This window comes from Flavobacterium plurextorum (genome assembly GCF_024638035.1).
Classification (GTDB): domain Bacteria; phylum Bacteroidota; class Bacteroidia; order Flavobacteriales; family Flavobacteriaceae; genus Flavobacterium; species Flavobacterium plurextorum.
The window spans coordinates 1,944,458-1,963,092 of record NZ_CP100442.1; the positions used below are offsets into that span (position 1 = coordinate 1,944,458).

At 34.9% G+C, this 18,635-nt stretch carries 13 protein-coding genes and 1 tRNA gene; 10 read left to right on the plus strand and 4 right to left on the minus strand.

All coding sequences use genetic code 11. From position 1 onward, the window contains the following. Nucleotides 1-61 precede the first annotated feature (61 nt). From mraY to NLG42_RS08810, 10 genes are all read left to right on the plus strand, one after another. The gene (gene mraY, locus NLG42_RS08765) at nt 62-1,294 is read left to right on the plus strand and encodes a phospho-N-acetylmuramoyl-pentapeptide-transferase (protein WP_089058246.1); all 1,233 of its coding nucleotides are present in this window, start codon (nt 62-64) and stop codon (nt 1,292-1,294) included. Further along, entirely contained in the window at nt 1,295-2,626 is a 1,332-nt protein-coding gene (gene murD / locus NLG42_RS08770; protein WP_089054915.1) for a UDP-N-acetylmuramoyl-L-alanine--D-glutamate ligase, read from the plus strand. Between the two features lie 77 nt (nt 2,627-2,703). Further along, complete coding sequence (locus NLG42_RS08775) at nt 2,704-4,020, plus strand: FtsW/RodA/SpoVE family cell cycle protein (protein WP_257683504.1); 1,317 nt, start codon at nt 2,704-2,706, stop codon at nt 4,018-4,020. A gap of 35 nt (nt 4,021-4,055) precedes the next feature. Further along, nucleotides 4,056-5,144 carry an undecaprenyldiphospho-muramoylpentapeptide beta-N-acetylglucosaminyltransferase gene (murG, locus tag NLG42_RS08780; RefSeq protein WP_257683505.1) on the plus strand — a complete coding sequence of 363 codons (1,089 nt, stop codon included), beginning with the start codon at nt 4,056-4,058 and terminating at the stop codon, nt 5,142-5,144. A gap of 75 nt (nt 5,145-5,219) precedes the next feature. Beyond that, the gene (gene murC, locus NLG42_RS08785; RefSeq protein WP_257683506.1) at nt 5,220-6,569 is read left to right on the plus strand and encodes a UDP-N-acetylmuramate--L-alanine ligase; all 1,350 of its coding nucleotides are present in this window, start codon (nt 5,220-5,222) and stop codon (nt 6,567-6,569) included. Beyond that, nucleotides 6,556-7,278: a cell division protein FtsQ/DivIB gene (locus NLG42_RS08790; protein ID WP_099720215.1), complete on the plus strand. Its 723-nt coding sequence runs from the start codon at nt 6,556-6,558 to the stop codon at nt 7,276-7,278. Before murC ends, NLG42_RS08790 begins: the two co-directional genes overlap by 14 nt. A 6-nt stretch (nt 7,279-7,284) precedes the next feature. Then, nucleotides 7,285-8,691 carry a cell division protein FtsA gene (gene ftsA / locus NLG42_RS08795; RefSeq protein ID WP_089054910.1) on the plus strand — a complete coding sequence of 469 codons (1,407 nt, stop codon included), beginning with the start codon at nt 7,285-7,287 and terminating at the stop codon, nt 8,689-8,691. Between the two features lie 77 nt (nt 8,692-8,768). Then, entirely contained in the window at nt 8,769-10,757 is a 1,989-nt protein-coding gene (gene ftsZ, locus NLG42_RS08800; RefSeq protein ID WP_257683507.1) for a cell division protein FtsZ, read from the plus strand. Nucleotides 10,758-11,045: 288 nt separating this feature from the next. After that, on the plus strand, nt 11,046-11,495 hold the full coding sequence (locus NLG42_RS08805) for a GatB/YqeY domain-containing protein (protein ID WP_089058254.1): 450 nt from the start codon (nt 11,046-11,048) through the stop codon (nt 11,493-11,495). Between the two features lie 79 nt (nt 11,496-11,574). Beyond that, nucleotides 11,575-11,648: transfer RNA gene (locus NLG42_RS08810), tRNA-Arg, on the plus strand. Nucleotides 11,649-12,104: 456 nt separating this feature from the next. On the opposite strand, the gene NLG42_RS08815 is transcribed toward NLG42_RS08810, so the two are convergent. From NLG42_RS08815 to NLG42_RS08830, 4 genes are all read right to left on the minus strand, one after another. After that, a complete protein-coding gene (locus NLG42_RS08815; RefSeq protein ID WP_089058256.1) occupies nt 12,105-12,395 on the minus strand; it encodes a DUF1272 domain-containing protein in 291 nt (96 codons plus the stop codon). An 8-nt stretch (nt 12,396-12,403) separates the two neighbouring features. Continuing rightward, on the minus strand, nt 12,404-12,850 hold the full coding sequence (locus NLG42_RS08820) for a GNAT family N-acetyltransferase (RefSeq protein WP_099720333.1): 447 nt from the start codon (nt 12,848-12,850) through the stop codon (nt 12,404-12,406). Nucleotides 12,851-13,246: 396 nt separating this feature from the next. After that, nucleotides 13,247-14,821, minus strand: coding sequence for a RagB/SusD family nutrient uptake outer membrane protein (locus NLG42_RS08825; RefSeq protein WP_257683508.1), 1,575 nt, complete (start codon nt 14,819-14,821; stop codon nt 13,247-13,249). Between the two features lie 8 nt (nt 14,822-14,829). Further along, the gene (locus tag NLG42_RS08830) at nt 14,830-18,273 is read right to left on the minus strand and encodes a SusC/RagA family TonB-linked outer membrane protein (protein ID WP_199170250.1); all 3,444 of its coding nucleotides are present in this window, start codon (nt 18,271-18,273) and stop codon (nt 14,830-14,832) included. Nucleotides 18,274-18,635: the final 362 nt, after the last annotated feature.

Sequence of the window (18,635 nt, forward strand, 5' to 3'; positions counted from 1 at the left end):
ATTATTAAATGAGCAATTAACGAATCAACAAACCAACGATTAAACAAATAAACCACGATATATGTTATATTATTTATTTGAATATTTTGACAAAACACTGGATTGGCCAGGAACAGGAGTTTTTCAGTACATCACTTTTAGATCAGCTTTGGCTTTTATGCTTTCGTTGCTTTTATCAACGATTTACGGAAAGAGAATTATTAACTTCTTGCGTAACCAGCAAGTAGGAGAAACGGTTCGTGAGCTTGGTCTTGCTGGACAAAATGAAAAAGCAGGAACGCCTACAATGGGAGGTTTGATTATCATTTTTGCAACCTTAGTTCCGGTTTTGTTATTTGCAAGACTGCACAACATTTACATTGTATTACTTATTGTAACTACGCTGTGGATGGGTACAATTGGTTTTGTTGACGATTATATCAAAATATTTAAAAAAGATAAACAAGGGCTTAAAGGTATTTTCAAAGTTATCGGACAAGTTGGTCTTGGTATTATAGTAGGTGCGGTTCTTTATTTTAATCCAGCGGTTACCGTTAGAACGGATACTGGAAGAGCAGATATTTTTAAAGTAAATGCAAGCACTGCTGTGGTATTGCCAGCTCCTGCTGAAGAAAAATCTACTGCAACAACAATTCCGTTTGTAAAAAATAATGAATTTGATTACGCTGAAGTTTTATCATTTTTAGGAGATGGATATGAAAAATGGGCTTGGTTAGTATTCATCCCAGTAGTAATTTTTATTATCACGGCAGTTTCTAATGGGGCTAATTTAACAGATGGAATAGATGGGCTTGCGGCCGGAACCTCGGCGATCTCAGTCCTCGCACTCGGAATTTTTACGTTCGTTTCGGGGAACATTATTTTCTCTAATTATTTGAATATAATGTATATCCCCAATTCGGGAGAAATGACCGTCTTTATCTCTGCTTTTGTTGGGGCGCTGATTGGTTTTCTGTGGTACAACTCCTATCCAGCATCTGTTTTTATGGGAGACACTGGAAGTTTAACTATTGGAGGAATCATTGCAGTTTTAGCAATTGCAGTTCGTAAAGAAATATTAATCGTTTTGTTCTGTGGAATTTTCCTAGCAGAAAGTGCTTCGGTAATTATTCAGGTAGCTTATTTTAAATATACAAAAAGACGTTTTGGAGAAGGTCGAAGAATTTTCCTGATGTCGCCATTGCATCATCACTATCAGAAAAAAGGATACCACGAAAGTAAAATCGTTACAAGATTCTGGATTGTTGCAATTATGTTAGCCATTTTATCAATCATTACTTTAAAATTAAGATAGATGAGATTGGTAGTACTAGGAGGAGGAGAAAGCGGAGTTGGAACTGCGATCCTCGGGAAGAAAAAAGGTTACGATGTTTTTGTATCTGATTTCGGAAAGATAAAAGAGAGTTATAAAGAAGTTCTTATCATAAATAAAATTCCTTGGGAAGAAGAACAGCACACTGAAGATTTGATTCTGAATGCTGATGTGGTAATGAAAAGCCCTGGGATTCCTGAGAAATCTCCGATAGTAAAAAAGCTGATCGCAGCAGGAATAAAAGTGATTTCGGAAATTGAATTTGCATTTCCTTTTACAGAAGCAATGACAGTGGGAATCACGGGAAGTAATGGTAAAACAACGACAACAATGTTGACTTATCATCTACTAAAATCGGCTGGACTCAATGTAGGTTTGGGAGGGAATATAGGAAAGAGTTTTGCCTGGCAGGTTGCCGAAAATAAATACGATGCATACGTTCTTGAATTAAGCAGTTTTCAGCTGGACGGAATTATAGATTACAGACCAGATATTGCGATAATTACGAATATAAGTCCGGATCATTTAGATCGATACGAATATAAATATGAAAATTATATCAATTCGAAGTTCCGAATAACAATGAACCAGACTGAAAGCGATTATCTCATTTACGATGCAGATGATGAAGCAAGTGCAGAATGGTTAAAAAACAACAAAACAAAAGCAAAATTAATTCCTTTTTCATTGACTCAGAAATTTGATGAAGGGGCTTCTATAAATAACAACAAAATGGAAATAAAGATCAACCAAGAAGAGTTTACAATGGAAACAGAACACATTGCGTTAGAAGGAAAACATAACATGAAAAACGCAATGGCAGCAAGCTCCGTAGCTAAATTGATGCAGATTAGAAATGCAACAATTCGCGAAAGTTTATCTAATTTTCAAGGTGTTGAACACCGTTTAGAAAAAGTATTAAAAATTCAGAACGTACAATATATCAACGATTCAAAAGCAACAAATGTAAATGCTACTTTCTTTGCTTTAGACAGCATGAATGTTCCAACGGTTTGGATTGTCGGCGGAGTTGATAAAGGAAATGATTACAACGAATTAATGTCATTGGTTCGTGAGAAAGTAAAAGCAATTATTTGTTTAGGAATCGATAATCGTAAAATTATTGATGCTTTTGGAAACGTTGTTGATATTATGGTTGAAGTAAATAATATGAACGACGCTGTGAAAACAGCACAAAGATTAACAGAAAAAGGTGATGCTGTTTTATTGTCTCCAGCTTGCGCAAGTTTCGATTTATTCGAAAATTACGAAGATCGCGGAAAGCAATTCAAACAAGCAGTGCACAACTTGTAGAAAATAGTTTAAAGTTTCAGTTCTGATAGCTATCGAGATTGAAACCTGAAACAAAAGAAACTTGAAACAAAACAACAATGAAGGAGTTAGTTAACAAACTAAAAGGAGATAGAGTAATATGGTCATTCGTGGCTCTGTTGGCGTTGTTTTCATTTATGCCGGTTTTTAGTGCGAGTAGTAATCTAGCATACATAGGTCATGGAACTGGGAATACATTAGGTTATTTGGTTAAGCATTTAGCACACGTTTGTATTGGTTTTTTGATTATTTACTGGGTTCATAGAGTGCCATATCATTATTTTAGAGCGATTTCTAAGGTTGCACTTCCAGTAGTTTGGTTATTATTATTATACACCTTGTTGAAAGGAACTGTAATTGCGGGAGCAAATGCAAGCCGTTGGATTCAGGTGCCGTTCATTGGAATTACATTTCAGACATCAACATTAGCTGCAAGTGTGTTGTTTATTTATGTTGCTCGTTATTTGTCAAAAACCAAAGAAGAAAACGAACCGTTTCAAACCTCATTTATTCAGCTTTGGGTTCCGGTTTTTATCACTTTGGCACTTATATTACCAGCTAACTTTTCGACTACAGCGTTGATTTTTTCGATGGTTATGATGTTGACATTTATTGGTAAATATCCTTTAAAATATATTGGATTTATCATTGGTTCAGGAATTGCAATGCTGGCTTTTTTCCTTTTGGTGGCAAAAGCATTTCCAGATTCTAGATTCTTCAGCAGGGTATCAACTTGGGAAAGTCGTATTATGAACTTCACCACTGATAAACCAGATGAAGATGATTATCAAATTGAGAAAGCAAAAATTGCAATAGCATCAGGAAGATTAGGCGGGTTAGGACCTGGGAAAAGTGTTCAAAAGAACTTTTTGCCGCAATCATCTTCAGATTTTATTTATGCGATTGTAGTAGAAGAATATGGTTTGGTAGGAGGAGTTTCGATATTGGTTCTTTATTTATTGTTGTTATTCCGATTTGTGATTGCATCGCATAAAGCCAATACGCTATTCGGAAAATTAGTCGTCGTCGGTCTCGGATTCCCCATGATATTTCAAGCAATGATTAATATGGCGGTTGCAGTAGAATTATTGCCCGTAACAGGACAGACGCTTCCGCTGATAAGTTCTGGAGGTAGTTCGATTTGGATGACTTGTTTTTCACTTGGAATTATTATAAGTGTAACCAAGAAAGACGAGGAGATTGCCGAAGAAATGGAGGAGAAAGAAAGACGAAAAGAAGCACTTCAAAGATTAATTGATAAAGAATTAGCCGGAGAAGATTTAGCTGTTGATGAAAAAGAAGTTTATGAAGATTCAGAAATGTATTCGATCGAGGATAGTTCAAGAAATCCAATGAATGCAGTTTTAAATAAATAGGATAAGATAGTTTATAATAATAGCTATTAGAAAATATGACAAAGTATAAATTCATACTAAGCGGAGGAGGAACAGGAGGACATATTTATCCTGCAATTGCGATTGCAAATGAATTAAAATTACAATTTCCTGATGCTGAATTTCTTTTTGTTGGTGCCAAAGATAAAATGGAGATGCAAAAAGTACCGCAAGCAGGTTATGAAATAAAAGGTCTTTGGATTGCTGGTTTACAAAGAAAGTTAACATTGCAAAACATGATGTTTCCTTTAAAATTGGCTTCAAGTTTATTGGAGTCAAGACGGATTATTAAAAAGTTCAAGCCAAATGTAGTTATTGGAACTGGCGGTTTTGCCAGCGGTCCATTGTTACAGGCAGCTGGTTCAGCAGGGATTCCGACAGTGATTCAGGAACAAAATTCTTTTCCTGGAATTACGAATAAACTGTTGAGTAAAAAAGCAAATGCAATTTGCGTAGCGTATCAAAACTTAGAAAGATTTTTTCCAAAAGAGAAAATTGTTTTGACAGGAAATCCAGTTCGTCAGGATCTAATTGATATTGAAAGTAAGCGTGATGAAGCGATTGCATTTTATGGTTTAGATCCGAACAAAAAAACATTGTTGGTTTTAGGTGGAAGTTTAGGTGCTCGAAGAATCAATCAGTTAATTGAAAAAGAATTGTCAAACTTTCTTTCGCAAGATGTTCAGATAATCTGGCAGTGTGGGAAATTATATTTTGAAGAGTATAAAAAATACAATCAGCCGGGTGTAAAAGTGGTTGATTTCATTGAAAGAATGGATTTTGTGTATGCTGCTGCAGATGTGATTATTTCAAGAGCGGGAGCGTCATCAGTGTCAGAATTGTGCATTGTTGGGAAGCCGGTAATTTTTATTCCGTCACCGAATGTGGCTGAGGATCATCAAACTAAAAATGCGCAAGCTATTGTAGAGGCTAAAGGTGCAATTTTGTTAAAAGAATCTGAATTGGATAATGAATTTAGCATTGTTTTTGAAGCGCTGTTGAAAGATGAAGGAAAACAAAAACAATTGAGTGTAAATATTAAAAAGCTTGCAATGCCAAAAGCGACACAAGATATTGTAGCTGAAATTGTGAAGTTGATTAAATAGAGAAATATTTAAAGCTGAAAATATAAAGTTTAACGACTTTAAAAATTTTAGACTTTAAGACATTAAGACTGAATTATGAATTTAAATCAAATACAAAACGTTTATTTTATTGGTATTGGAGGCATCGGAATGAGTGCCCTGGCCCGCTATTTCAAATATATTGGGAAACAGGTTTCTGGTTACGATAAAACGCCGTCAATGCTTACAAGTGAATTGATTGAAAGCGGTATAGATATTCATTTTGAAGATAATATTAGTTTAATTCCAGCAAATTATCATGTAGAAAATACATTGGTAATTTTTACGCCTGCGGTTCCTAAATCACATTCGGAGTGGAATTATTTTATAGAAAGAAATTACGAAATTAAAAAGCGTGCCGAGGTTTTAGGAATCATTACCAAAGACACTTTTAGTTTTGCGGTTGCAGGAACGCACGGTAAAACAACAACGTCTAGTATTTTGGGACATATTCTATATGAAAGCGGTGCTGATGTAACGGCTTTTGTGGGTGGAATTGTAGAGAATTACAACTCTAACTTAATCGGAACAGGAAAAACAGTTACTGTTGTTGAAGCAGACGAATTTGATCGTTCGTTTTTGCATTTGCACCCAAATATTGCCTGCATAACCTCAATGGATGCAGATCATTTGGATATTTATGGAACAAGTGAAGCTATTGAAGCTTCGTTTGTAGAGTTTGCAGCTAAAGTAGAAGACAAGAATAATCTGTTTATCACAAAAGAATTACCTCTTGAAGGAGTTCAATGTGCGATAAATGAAGATGCAGTGTATAAGGCGTATAATGTTAGAATCGAAGATGGAGCTTATGTTTTTGATGTGCAGACGCCATCGGAAATAATGAAAGATCTTCATTTTGGACTGCCTGGTAAACATAATTTAATGAATGGGTTAATGGCTATTGCGATGGCAAAAACTTATGGCACCCCGACCAGTGCTATCGCAAAAGCCATTGCTTCATTTAACGGAATCAGAAGACGTTTTTCTTATCAGATCAAATCGGATAAGTTGGTTTATATAGATGATTATGCACATCATCCAACTGAAATAAATGCTGTTCATCAGGCGGTTAGAGAATTGTATCCAGGACGAAAAGTTTTGGCTATTTTTCAGCCTCATTTGTTTAGCAGAACAAAAGATTTTGTTGACGGATTTGCTGCAAGTCTTTCTCAGTTTGACGAAGTGTTTTTAATGGATATTTATCCAGCACGTGAATTACCGATGGAAGGAGTTACATCGCAATGGCTGCTGAGTAAAATGACGAATTCGAACAAAAAAATTGTTGCAAAAAATGATTTATTAGCGGAAATCAAAGCCAGTGATGCGCCAATAATTGTAACAATAGGAGCTGGAGATATTGGAGAGATGGTGCCGTCAATCAAAAAAATGCTGTATGAAAATATTTAATTGGACAAATATTCGATTAATACTAATTTTTGGGTTGGTACTTTTTTTATATTCTTTCGCACAACACCGAAATGGAGATCGAAAATTGAAGAAATCTATGGTTGTTTTTGTAGGAGAAAATACGCTTTTTGTGAAGCCGGAAACGGTTAATAAATTGTTGATAGAAAATAAAAGAGACGCTTCCAGTATTAGAAAAGATGAGTTAGATTTGAATAAGATTGAAAAAACCCTTGATACGCAAGACATGATTGAAAAGTCGAATGTTTTTGTAAGTATCGATGGTATTCTAAAAGCGGTAGTAAAACAGAAGACACCCATAGCGCGAGTTTATGATGGTGATCAGTCTTTTTATATTGACTATGAGGGTGATAAAATGCCTTTGTCAGACAATTTTACGGCTAGAGTTCCTCTTGTTTCAGGGGCAATAAATGAAAAAAATAACGAAGATTTAGCTGCTTTATTTCGCACAATTTATGACGATGCGTTTTTAAAAAAAAACATCATTGCAATAGAAATTATGCCGAATGGCAGCCTAAAAATGTTTAATAGAAATTATAATTACTTCATCGATTTTGGCAGAATGATGAATGTTGATAAAAAATTTAAAAACTATAAAGCCTTTTTTCAAAAAGCGGTTTTGGATAGTTCGTTATATAAATACAATAAAATTGACCTTAGGTTTACGGAACAAGTAGTTTGCACAAAATAATAGAAAATGGAAAAAGATAACATTGCAGTAGGTCTAGATATTGGAACGACAAAGATAGTTGCCATGATAGGCAAGAAAAATGAGTATGGGAAGCTTGAAATTTTAGGTATCGGGAAATCTAAAAGTTTAGGAGTTGCGAGAGGAGTTGTAAATAACATTACGCAAACTATTCAATCAATTCAGCAGGCTATACTTGAAGCAGAAAACAATTCAGGTTATAAAATAAAAGATGTTGTTGTGGGTATCGCCGGACAGCACATCAGAAGTATTCAGCATACAGATTACATCAGCCGTAATAATCCAGAAGAGGTAATTGGAGAGAAAGATATTCAGCTTTTGATTGATCAGGTAAATAAATTGGCGATGCTGCCAGGTGAAGAAATTATTCACGTTTTACCACAGGAATTTAAAATTGACGGACAATCTGAAATTAAAGAGCCAATTGGAATGTATGGCGGAAGATTAGAATCTAGTTTTCACGTTGTAGTTGGTCAAGCATCTTCAATCAGAAATGTGGGACGTTGTATTCAAAGTTCAGGAATCGAATTGTCTGGATTAACATTAGAACCATTAGCTTCAGCAGATGCGGTTTTAAGTCAAGAAGAAAAAGAAGCTGGTGTTGCATTAATCGACATTGGAGGCGGAACAACAGACTTGGCTATTTTTAAAGACGGAATTATTCGCCACACAGCAGTAATCCCTTTTGGTGGAAATGTAATTACAGACGACATTAAAGAGGGCTGTTCGATTATCGAAAAACAAGCAGAGCTTTTAAAAATAAAATTCGGATCAGCTTGGCCGGGAGAAAATAAAGACAATGAAATTGTTTCTATTCCAGGTTTAAGAGGCAGAGAACCAAAAGAGATTTCGCTTAAAAACTTATCTAAAATTATTCATGCACGTGTTGTGGAAATTGTAGAACAGGTTTTTGCAGAAATCAAAGCTTACGGACATGAAGATCCTCGTAAAAAGTTAATTGCAGGAATTGTTCTTACTGGAGGCGGTGCTCAATTAAAGCATATTAAACAATTAGTAGAATATATTACTGGAATGGATACCAGAATAGGATATCCAAACGAGCATTTAGCTGGAAATTCAAGCGAAGAAATTTCAAGTCCATTGTTTGCAACAGCTGTTGGTTTAGTAATGAACAGTATTGAAAACAGCACACAAAGCGCCGTTAGAATGGAAATTGTAAACGAACAGCCAAAAGTAGTTTACAGAAATGTTCCTCCGCCAGTGCAGCGATACGAAGTAGAAGAAAATTACGTTGAAAGAGTAGAAACTATCGAAGATACTCGAGAGACAGTAAGCAGAGTTGAAAAACCTGAATCTACAGAAACAAAAATAAGAAGATCATTTTTTGATAGATATGTCGATAAAATCAAAGATTTTTTAGACAACGCAGAATAATAAAAGAAAAGGATTACTCTTTGCCCCAAGCCAAGAAGTAAAAAATGTATTAAATAAGAATTTCAAAAACCAAAAAGATGATGAGCAACTCAGAATTTGGAAGTATTTCATTTGATTTACCAAAAAACCAATCAAATGTTATCAAAGTAATAGGTGTAGGTGGAGGTGGTAGTAATGCCATTAATCACATGTTTAAACAAGGTATTAAAGGCGTTGATTTCATCGTTTGTAATACCGATTCACAAGCGCTGCAAAACAGTTCAGTGCCTAACAAAATTCAGTTAGGTATGAATTTAACAGAAGGTCTTGGAGCAGGTGCAAATCCTGATGTAGGACAGCAGTCTGCTATTGAAAGTATTGCCGATATCGAAAAAGTATTGGATCGTGGTACTAAAATGGTATTTATCACTGCAGGTATGGGTGGTGGTACTGGTACAGGTGCTGCTCCAGTAATCGCGCAACTAGCAAAAGAAAGAGAAATCCTTACCGTAGGTATCGTGACAATTCCGTTTCAATTTGAAGGGAAAGTACGTCAGGAACAAGCGCTTTTAGGAATCGAAAAATTACGTAAACAAGTTGACTCTTTGATCGTAATTAATAATAATAAATTAAGAGAAGTTTACGGAAACCTTGGTTTCAAAGCAGGATTCTCTAAAGCCGATGAAGTTTTAGCAACTGCCTCTAGAGGTATTGCCGAAGTAATTACGCACCACTATACTCAAAATATCGATTTACGTGATGCTAAAACAGTTTTAGCAAACAGCGGAACCGCTATAATGGGTTCGTCTGTAGCAGAAGGTGAAAATAGAGCTAAAGATGCGATTATATCGGCATTAGATTCACCATTATTAAATGACAATAAAATTACAGGTGCCAAAAACGTATTGTTGCTTATCGTTTCTGGTTCTAATGAGATAACGCTTGACGAAATTGGAGAAATCAATGATCACATTCAAGCAGAAGCGGGGTATAACGCTAATATTATCATGGGTGTTGGTGAAGACGAAACTCTTGGTGAAGCTATTGCGGTAACTATTATTGCTACTGGTTTTGATGTGGAACAACAAAATGAAATCGTTAATACAGAGCCTAAAAAAATAATTCATACGTTAGAAGATGAGCAAAGAAGTGTTCATAATTTAACAAATAAAACGCTTGCTTCTTTTGATTTGAATGCAGATACACCTATTGCAAAATCAGAGGAAAAAGTTATTTTTGATTTAATGGACGATACGGATATGGTTGCTCCCGTAAATGAAATTCCAGCTGCTCCTGTAACAACGCCAACAATTAATCAAGAAGAATTGGTGGTAATGTCTGAGTTTATTAAAAACCTTGATGTAACTTTTGAAATTGTTTCGCCAATTACAGATATTGATTTCAAAATTTCAACGCCTGCAGCAGAGATTGTTCAAGAAGTTAAACCAGTACAACAAAGAACATTTGAGAAAGAAGAACAAACGACTTTTTCTTTTGATCTTCCTCTTTTTAGATCAGAGCCTGAAGTTAAAAGAGAACCGGTTGCTGAACAAGAATCAAAAATTATGTTTGAGTTGAGTAATGAAACTCGCAACATTAAAGTAAATGATCCTGTACAATTTGTGCCGGTAACTGAACTTTCAGATAAAGGTGTGATAAAATATTCTTTAGAAGAATATATGGAAGTTGAGAATGACTTAATGTCTTCAAAACCTGCTGAAAAAGTGATCGAAGATGTAGTTCCAGAAGAGCTGAACATTACTTTGAAACCAAGAGTAGATTTTGCAACAGAAGCAGATTATTCAACAACTTCAGAAGTTTCTCCAATGGAATTAACAATTGAAGAAACATTACGTTTAAGAGCTGAAGAAAGAAGAAAGAAACTAAAAGAGTTTAATTATAAATTTCATAATAATGTTTCTAGAATTGATGAGTTGGAAAAAGAACCAGCTTACAAAAGATTAGGAATTGATTTATCAAATACACAATCTAACAATACAAATTCTAGAATTTCAGTTGGAACAGATAGTAATAATGATCTTCAATTGCGTTCAAATAATTCATTTTTGCACGACAACGTAGATTAATTTTACAATCATAATATTAGGGTAACCCGAAAATTGGATTTAATTTTCGGGTTATTTTTTTTATCTTCGCACAGAATTTAGAAATTTGACTTTTAAATAGTACTTTTAAAATAATATTGTCACCCTGAGCGTAGTCGAAGGGCTTCTTGTTGGAAAGAGCTTCGACTAAGTTTATCCTGAGCGAGGACGAAGGACTCAGCCTGACAAACTACAGTATTAGGTTAATAAAAATTCCAAATTAATATATCAATTAATAGGCATTTTGCTTATTTTAAATAAAACATAAACATGAGTTTACAAACACAAATCATGGACGAGATAAAAACGGCCATGAAAGCAAAAGATACTGTAGCACTAGAATCATTAAGAGCTATTAAATCGGAGTTATTGTTAGCTTCGACAGCTTCAGGATCTAAAGAAGATTTGTCAGAAGATGAAGAAATTAAATTACTTCAAAGATTAGTAAAAACTCGTAAAGAGAGCGCTAGAATTTTTACAGAGCAGAATCGTCCTGATTTAGCTGAGCCAGAATTAGCTCAAGTTGCAGTAATCGAGAAGTTTTTACCTGCGCAGTTAAGCGAAGAAGAAGTGGAAGCTGTGGTTGCAAAAATTATCGCTGAAACTGGAGCTTCAGGAATTGCTTCAATGGGTAAAGTTATGGGATTAGCATCTGCTCAATTAGGCGGAACTGCTGAAGGAAAAACCATCTCTGCAATTGTAAAGAAACTTTTAGTTTAAATAATTTTAGACTTCAGAATGTAGATTTTAGATTATAATCAGTAATCTAAAATCTACATTCTAAAATCATAAATCAATCGACCGCGTAGTTCAACTGGATAGAATATCAGATTTCGGCTCTGAGGGTTGGGGGTTCGAACCCCTCCGCGGTCACTTTAAAATTTAAAAAGCCTGAGAATTTATATTCTCAGGCTTTTTTTATGGTTCGAAAGTTCTTAAGATTTTCTTCTAGTTTTGAAAATAACTATGTTTAAAGGAGATTTTGGTTCGAATCCCATCATTGATCTGTTAAGTTCGCACATCTAGTTTTTAACTTACCCATAACGTTTTGGTACTACAGCATGTTTGGAACTAAATCAAGCTCATTCTTCGGATTTGCCAAATCATCCCAAATACAAAGCCAACTTTCTATTAAGCCAATTGTCCAAATCACTAGTAGCAGATGTTGGCAGTTTGCTATTATTCTTTGTTTGACTAATCATTCACGAAAGTCAATACATAATTTGCTATCACTTCATGATCTGTTTCGTCATCTCTATCATCCATATTGTTATGAATCGTGTTGGGTAATGCCAGCACCATTAGAATGACCAATTAAAGTGGCTGGCATTATCGTTTGTTGGGTTTTAAATCCTTGTTTTTACTCTTCAAAACTTCAAACTCAATTAAATTAACTGGCTTTAGTAGAGGTTCTATTTTGGATGGATATTTCAGCAGCAATTCTTTCGGTCTAATTGGCCTTTTCTCAAATCCACCTCCGCAATTTGGGCAAACATTTTCTAAGAGATTGTCTACACAATCCTTACAGTAAGTACATTCAAAAGTACAAATCATTGCTTCTTCACTTTCGTTTGGTAAAGATTTTGCGCAATGTTCACAAATAGGTCTAATTTCTAACATTCTTTTTTTTATTTGTTATTCCACGAATAATAATTATGATCTAAGTCCATTGAAAATCCAGCTTTTGGATATAGTTTGTTTCCAACATCGTTTGATTTTGCAGTTTCTAAAACTATTCCACAAGAATTGGTTTCTATGCAAAGTTCTTTTGCTTTATTGATTAACAAAACCGAAACGCCAAGTCCTCTGTGATTTTCAACAACAAATAAATCATTCAGAAGCCAAAGTCTTTTCATCCTTGTCGATGAGAAAATTGGATACATTTGAACAAAACCAATTAAGTTGTTTTCTGGATTTTCTGCTACAAAAATCTCGGATTCCTTGTTTTTAATTCTTTCAAGCAGGAATTTCTTTGCCCCTTCCAAGTCAGATTCCATTTCATAGAAAATTCGGTAGTCATTAAAAAGCTCAGATAAATTCTTAATGTCATTTAGTTCTATTTTTCGTATTTTCATTTGTTTCTTATTGGTACGGATGTTTGTTTCTGCTTGCCGCCAACTAGTATATACTACTGATAACATTAGGCTTATCACATCAAAATTGGGTAGATATGTCTGACGGAGGTCAGGATTTATCAAATATATAATAATAAACTTATAAATAATCAAAAGAACTTTTAATTTGTTGGATACTTTTGGTACTGATATGGGGATAAAATTCAGTGGACTTACTGCTTTATTGAATCAACACAAACACGATTAATTAATAATAATATTAACGTCGAATCAAAGAATTAAACATCATTTAAAATTTTATGCTTAAATGGCGAATTTTTATTTTCTAGAATCAACTTTATTGTTTTAAAAAAGCCCCAACAAAATTGCTTTGTTGGGGCTTTGAGTTTAAAAGCATTAAGTGCCTTTGTATAATGGGTTTTGTTCTAAAGTTGGATCACTGTTTAAAGTAGGGATATCTATTGGCCATATTATTTTATGGTTTATTCCGCTGATGTTTTGCAGTACACCTACTAAAGGAAGATCTGTTCTAAATGCTAAAGGAGTTCCAGTTGCATCTTGCATACGGCGTAAGTCGTACCAAATTTTTCCTTCGGCTACAAATTCTTTTTGTCTTTCAGTAAAAATAGCTAATTCATTTTGTTCGAAAGAACCATTTGCATAAATAGGAGCAGTACCTCCGCCGCCGGCATAAGCGCGGGTTCTAATAATATTGATTTCGGCAGAAGGATCTTGACCTTGTTTATTTTTTATTTCTGCCAGCATTAAATAAGCTTCAGAAAGGCGGTAAACTGGGAAATCATCTGAGAAAGTACGCGCGCCATCGACAATAGTTCCGATAAATTTACGCAAGTTGGTCGCATGAACTGTTCCTTTGTTGAAGTTTAGGAAAGTGACATTTGCTCTCGTGTCTGCAGCATCATATTTTTGATACAATTCATATTTGTACTCGTATCTTATAATGGTTCCGCCTCCATTTACCTTTAGTGGATCATTAGAAGGAATAGCAACGCCTTTATCGTCAACATAACCTGCTAATGGATCAGTTATAGCATAAATAAATTGACTGTAGCTGTTCGTTGCTTCTCCAAAACCAAATCTTAAAGCAAAAATAATTTCATTATTTCCTTTTATTGAAGCTGTTGCAGCTGAGTTAAATATGTTACCAAAGCTTGATTGTAAGCTGTATTTAGGTATAACTGCTTCTACTGCAGTTCTTGCAATCGCTAAATCAGCGGCTGTAGATGTTGGATTGGCACCATCAATTTTTACTTTAGCCGACCATAGATATACTTCGGCTTGAAGCATTTGTGAAGCTCCTAGTGACCATTGTCCTTTTTGCATTTTAGACGTATAATCTCCAGAAAAACTTGCAATAGATTTCGTTACATCTTCTTTAATAAAGTCTAAAGTTTCTTTTTCTGTTTTTGTACGAGGCAAATAAGCATCCTGAGCTGTTGTAGGTGTAGTAATCGCTACTTTAGGTTCTTTGGTTACAGGAAGTCTTCCGTAAGTGCGATACAATTGAAAATAATAAAACGCTCTTAAACCATAAGCCTGACCAAGGTAATAACTTTTGTCGGCAGCAGTCAAATATTGGGCTTTTTCTACTTGATAGATAAAATTGTTTACCTGAAATATAGGTGCGTAAAGTCCCGCCCAGCTTGAAATACCAGGGGATGATTCTCTAATATCCTGACGAACTATAGATCCTGAGTTTAAAGATGCAGTTCCAGTAAAGCTGGTTCCATCTCTTAATGTTCCTCCTCTAAGTTCTCCTAATGTATACAATGTAAATTGATAGTTTCTTAGTTGGTTATGTAATCCTACCATCGCTCCATCTACTTGAGAAGGAGTTTTCCAAAAGCTTTCACTAGCGTAATAATCTTCTGGAGCTAAATCCAGTTTGTCGCAGGCATTAAACGTAATTGACAACGCTAAAAATGCAATTCCTATTAATATCTTTTTCATATCTTTTTTTATAAAATAATTTGAACACCAAAAACCATAGTACGAGGTAACGGATAACCTCCAGTAACATTTATCCCTTGATCTGTTTTCTCTGGTGAAAACAAAGTCGATTTACTTATATAACCTAAATTTTGTCCAGTTAAAGTAAGTTTGATTCCCTCAATTTTTAATTTAGTCATTAAGTCAGCAGGCAATGAATATGATAAGCTGATTTCTCTAAAGGATAGATAATCTGCCTTATTGTAAAACATACTTGAAGTACGCATAGTATTGTTTTTAAACAACTGATCAGCCCAGTAATATGTTGGGTATTTAGCATTTGGGTTTTCAGGAGTCCAAGTATCAAAAACTTCTTTGGTAGTATTAAATGTTCCTTGCGCATTACTTAAAAACCAAGATCTAGGACCATCATACTGAACAAAACCTAAAGCATAATCAAAACGAGAGCTAAAAGAGAATCCTTTGTAAGTCGTATAGAAACCAAAACCACCAGTTACTCTAGGAACAGTTCGTCCCATATATTCTCTATCATAAGTATTGATGATACCATCTCCGTTTACATCTTTCCATTTCACGTCTCCTAAAGCAATAGGATAAGACAACGCTTTTTCAGATGGACTCATGGCGTTAAAAACATCTGGATGAACTAAAACTTTAGCTCCAATTAAATCTCTTAGTTTTAATGCGTAAGAATCTAAGTCGGCTTGAGTTCTTATAATACCTTCTGCAACATAAGCATAAGCAACGTTTGGATCTTGACCTTCCTGCAGTCCGCCGACCCAAATTAAATTGCCGTCTTTATCTGTAACCTGACTTCCGCCAACTCTATTGTTTTCTAAACCATTGTTTGGCAGTTTCAGTATTTTGTTAACATTATAAGCCGCATTTGCATTGAAATCTAATGAGAAATCAGCAGTTTTGATGACTTTGTAATTCAACTCAACTTCCAAACCTTTGTTTTGCATATTACCTAAGTTTGTAGTGATCGACGTTATGCCTGAGGTAGCTGGAAGGGTAAAACTTGAAATTTTGTCTTTTGTTTGTCTATTATAATAAGCTAGAGAAAGATCTAATCTATTGAATAAACGAGTGTCTAAACCAAACTCATATGTTGCAGAACGTTCCCATAATAAATCAGGAAAAGGAAGTCCGTTAAGCTGATAACCAACAGTTCCGTCATATTTGCTGCTTCCGTAAGATCCTTGCAATTGGTATGGTCCGATAAGGTTGTCGCTCACGTTTCCGTTTTGACCATAACTTGCTCTTAGTTTTAAAGTATTGATTATTTTAGAATCACTTAAGAAGCTTTCTTTATGTACATTCCAACCTACCGATATTCCAGGGAAATTACCCCAGCGATTATTTAGAAGTTTAGAGTATCCGTCACGTCTGATAGTAAAAGTTGCTAAGTATTTCTCATTATAATCATATGTAACACGACCAAAGAAAGATAAAATACGCTGACGCGTGTGGTAAGTGTCAATAGTTCTTTTGTCTTTATCTGAACTAGTGTACTGTAAATCCATAAAATCATCAGATGGTGCACCCGAACCTGCAGCGTAAACTCCATTTGAGTAGATGTCATAGTACTCTGTTCCAATCATAGCATCAACATGGTTTTTTCCTAAGAAATCAGTATTATAGTTAAAAGTACCATTGTAAGTCTGACTAAATGATCTGTCAAATTGTGCTGACGAAGAACGAGTTTTGTTGATGTTGTTAGGGCTTGATAAGAAATCTTTATTGAAAGATTCATAAAAACCTTCATTATAAAACCAGTTGGCACTAGTTCTAAAATATAGATTTTTCAATATATCAGCCTTAAAAGATTGCGTCATTGTAAATTTATCCGTTTGGTTTTTACGGATGAACTTATCATCATTAACAGCCGGATTACCATCTGTATAATCTCTACCTACTAATAAATCTCCATTAGCATTCATCCCTCTCATTGTTGGCGGTGCGCCTAGAGAACGAGTTAAATAATTGCTTTCGCCATTTGTTTGCGGACCTCTCCATTGCGCTGTTGCGAAGTTCAAGCCAGAAGTAGAAGTCAGCCAAGGCTTTATTTTATAATCACCATTAAAAACAAAAGTCAGCCTTTTGTAAAAAGTATTAATTGGTAAACCTTCTTCATTATAAGAACCAATACCAGCGTAATAACTGCCTTTTTCGCTGCCGCCTGTCATCGATAAATTAATATCTTTAGTTATACCTTGAGGTCTAAGAGCGTAGTCTTTATAATTAAAATCTTTGAAAATGATTTCTTTATTAGTTCCATTTGGATCATAAGCTCCAGCAGCATTAGTACGAACAGGATCGGTCATACTTTGCCAGCCTTGCCCCAATAGCTCTTCATTACTTGGGTTTCTAAACATTGGACTCCATACAGCAGATGCGTTTTTATTACCATCAAGAATGTTTCCAGATGCATCTTTATAAAGGTTTCCGGTACCAAACGGCCCTGTAGAATTTAACTGACTTAGACGACTGGCATCATAAGAACCAGAAGTTTGAATAGCTTTTCTAGACCAGTATAAATATTCTTGTGCATTGATAAAATCAAAAGGGATATTTAAAGTATTAATACCAAGATTTGTATTTATCGTGATGTTTGAAACACCCGCTTTACCTTTTTTGGTAGTAATCAAAATAACTCCATTATTGGCTCTAGCACCATAAATAGCTGTCGCCGAAGCATCTTTTAAAACTTCTATAGACGCAATATCATCAGGATTGATTTCGCTGAAACTAGCTCTCAAAAAGCCGTCCACCATTACTAAAGGAGATCCGCTTCCATCATAATTAGTTCCCCCGCGTAAAGTGATGATTGGAACAGCACCAGGACTTCCTGAAGCTTGCTGCACTCTTAAACCAGGTATAGTACCGGCCAAAGCCGAAGCAGGATTAGAGCGCACTCCAGTTTCTAAAACTCTATTGTCTAGTTTTGATACAGAACCAGTTATTTTAGATTTTTTCTGAGTACCATAACCTACAACAACAATCTCATTCAGTTTTTGTCCAGACTCTTTTAAAACAACCGTAATTGATGATGAGCCAATAGTTAATTCCTGCTGCTCCATACCGATGTAAGAAACGATAAGTTTTGTAGCGCCGTCAGGAATATTTATTTCAAAGTTACCGTTGAAGTCAGTTTGAGTTGAAACCTTAGTTCCTTTAACAACAATATTTGCTCCAGGCAAAGGATTTCCTGCCTCGTCGAGTACCTTTCCTTTTATTTGTTTTTGAAAAAAAGAGGAGTTAATTGCTGTTCTGTCATTAGCTGCCTTTACGACCTCATTTTTTTCTGATAAAATAGTCGCTGCAGTAGATTTTGCTGCCGATACCTGTATAGTAAAAGGTATTAAAAATAAGGGAGTTAATTTGATAACGTTCCCGAATTTAGGCATAAGCCAATAATTTTCAGGCTTGCTTTTTGGTAGTAATTTCATACTTTTGTAATGGTTTGGTTAATAATAATTTTCCTTCGTGGTCATGTTTATTTTTTTCCAATCTGTATTTCTTGATAAAAAGAAATCGGCCAGTAGTGTTCGCAGCATCTGCTGGCTTTTTTATGAAAAAAAAACTATAAAAATGGGTTTCCCCGTTTTAGTCAAATTGGCTTGTTGTTTTAAATTTGATATCCTTTCTTTCTAAATACTGGTTTAGTGTTTTTCTAGTAATTATAAACTTCAATCAAAACGTTCCGGTAAAACTTCTTTTCCTTTTTGATGTATTTATAATTAAATCAAGTTAGTTATTTCAATGTAAATAACTCTCAAGATTACCTATCGCTCAAAGAAGGGAGGATTCT

Bases quoted from the DNA above. Each gene is read 5' to 3' on its own strand.
- NLG42_RS08825 (WP_257683508.1), bottom strand. From the start codon at position 14,821: ATGAAAAAGATATTAATAGGAATTGCATTTTTAGCGTTGTCAATTACG.
- ftsA (WP_089054910.1), top strand. From the start codon at position 7,285: ATGGAAAAAGATAACATTGCAGTAGGTCTAGATATTGGAACGACAAAG.
- murC (WP_257683506.1), top strand. From the start codon at position 5,220: ATGAATTTAAATCAAATACAAAACGTTTATTTTATTGGTATTGGAGGC.
- murD (WP_089054915.1), top strand. From the start codon at position 1,295: ATGAGATTGGTAGTACTAGGAGGAGGAGAAAGCGGAGTTGGAACTGCG.
- murG (WP_257683505.1), top strand. From the start codon at position 4,056: ATGACAAAGTATAAATTCATACTAAGCGGAGGAGGAACAGGAGGACAT.
- NLG42_RS08820 (WP_099720333.1), bottom strand. From the start codon at position 12,850: ATGAAAATACGAAAAATAGAACTAAATGACATTAAGAATTTATCTGAG.
- NLG42_RS08815 (WP_089058256.1), bottom strand. From the start codon at position 12,395: ATGTTAGAAATTAGACCTATTTGTGAACATTGCGCAAAATCTTTACCA.
- NLG42_RS08790 (WP_099720215.1), top strand. From the start codon at position 6,556: ATGAAAATATTTAATTGGACAAATATTCGATTAATACTAATTTTTGGG.
- NLG42_RS08830 (WP_199170250.1), bottom strand. From the start codon at position 18,273: ATGAAATTACTACCAAAAAGCAAGCCTGAAAATTATTGGCTTATGCCT.
- ftsZ (WP_257683507.1), top strand. From the start codon at position 8,769: ATGATGAGCAACTCAGAATTTGGAAGTATTTCATTTGATTTACCAAAA.
- mraY (WP_089058246.1), top strand. From the start codon at position 62: ATGTTATATTATTTATTTGAATATTTTGACAAAACACTGGATTGGCCA.
- NLG42_RS08805 (WP_089058254.1), top strand. From the start codon at position 11,046: ATGAGTTTACAAACACAAATCATGGACGAGATAAAAACGGCCATGAAA.
- NLG42_RS08775 (WP_257683504.1), top strand. From the start codon at position 2,704: ATGAAGGAGTTAGTTAACAAACTAAAAGGAGATAGAGTAATATGGTCA.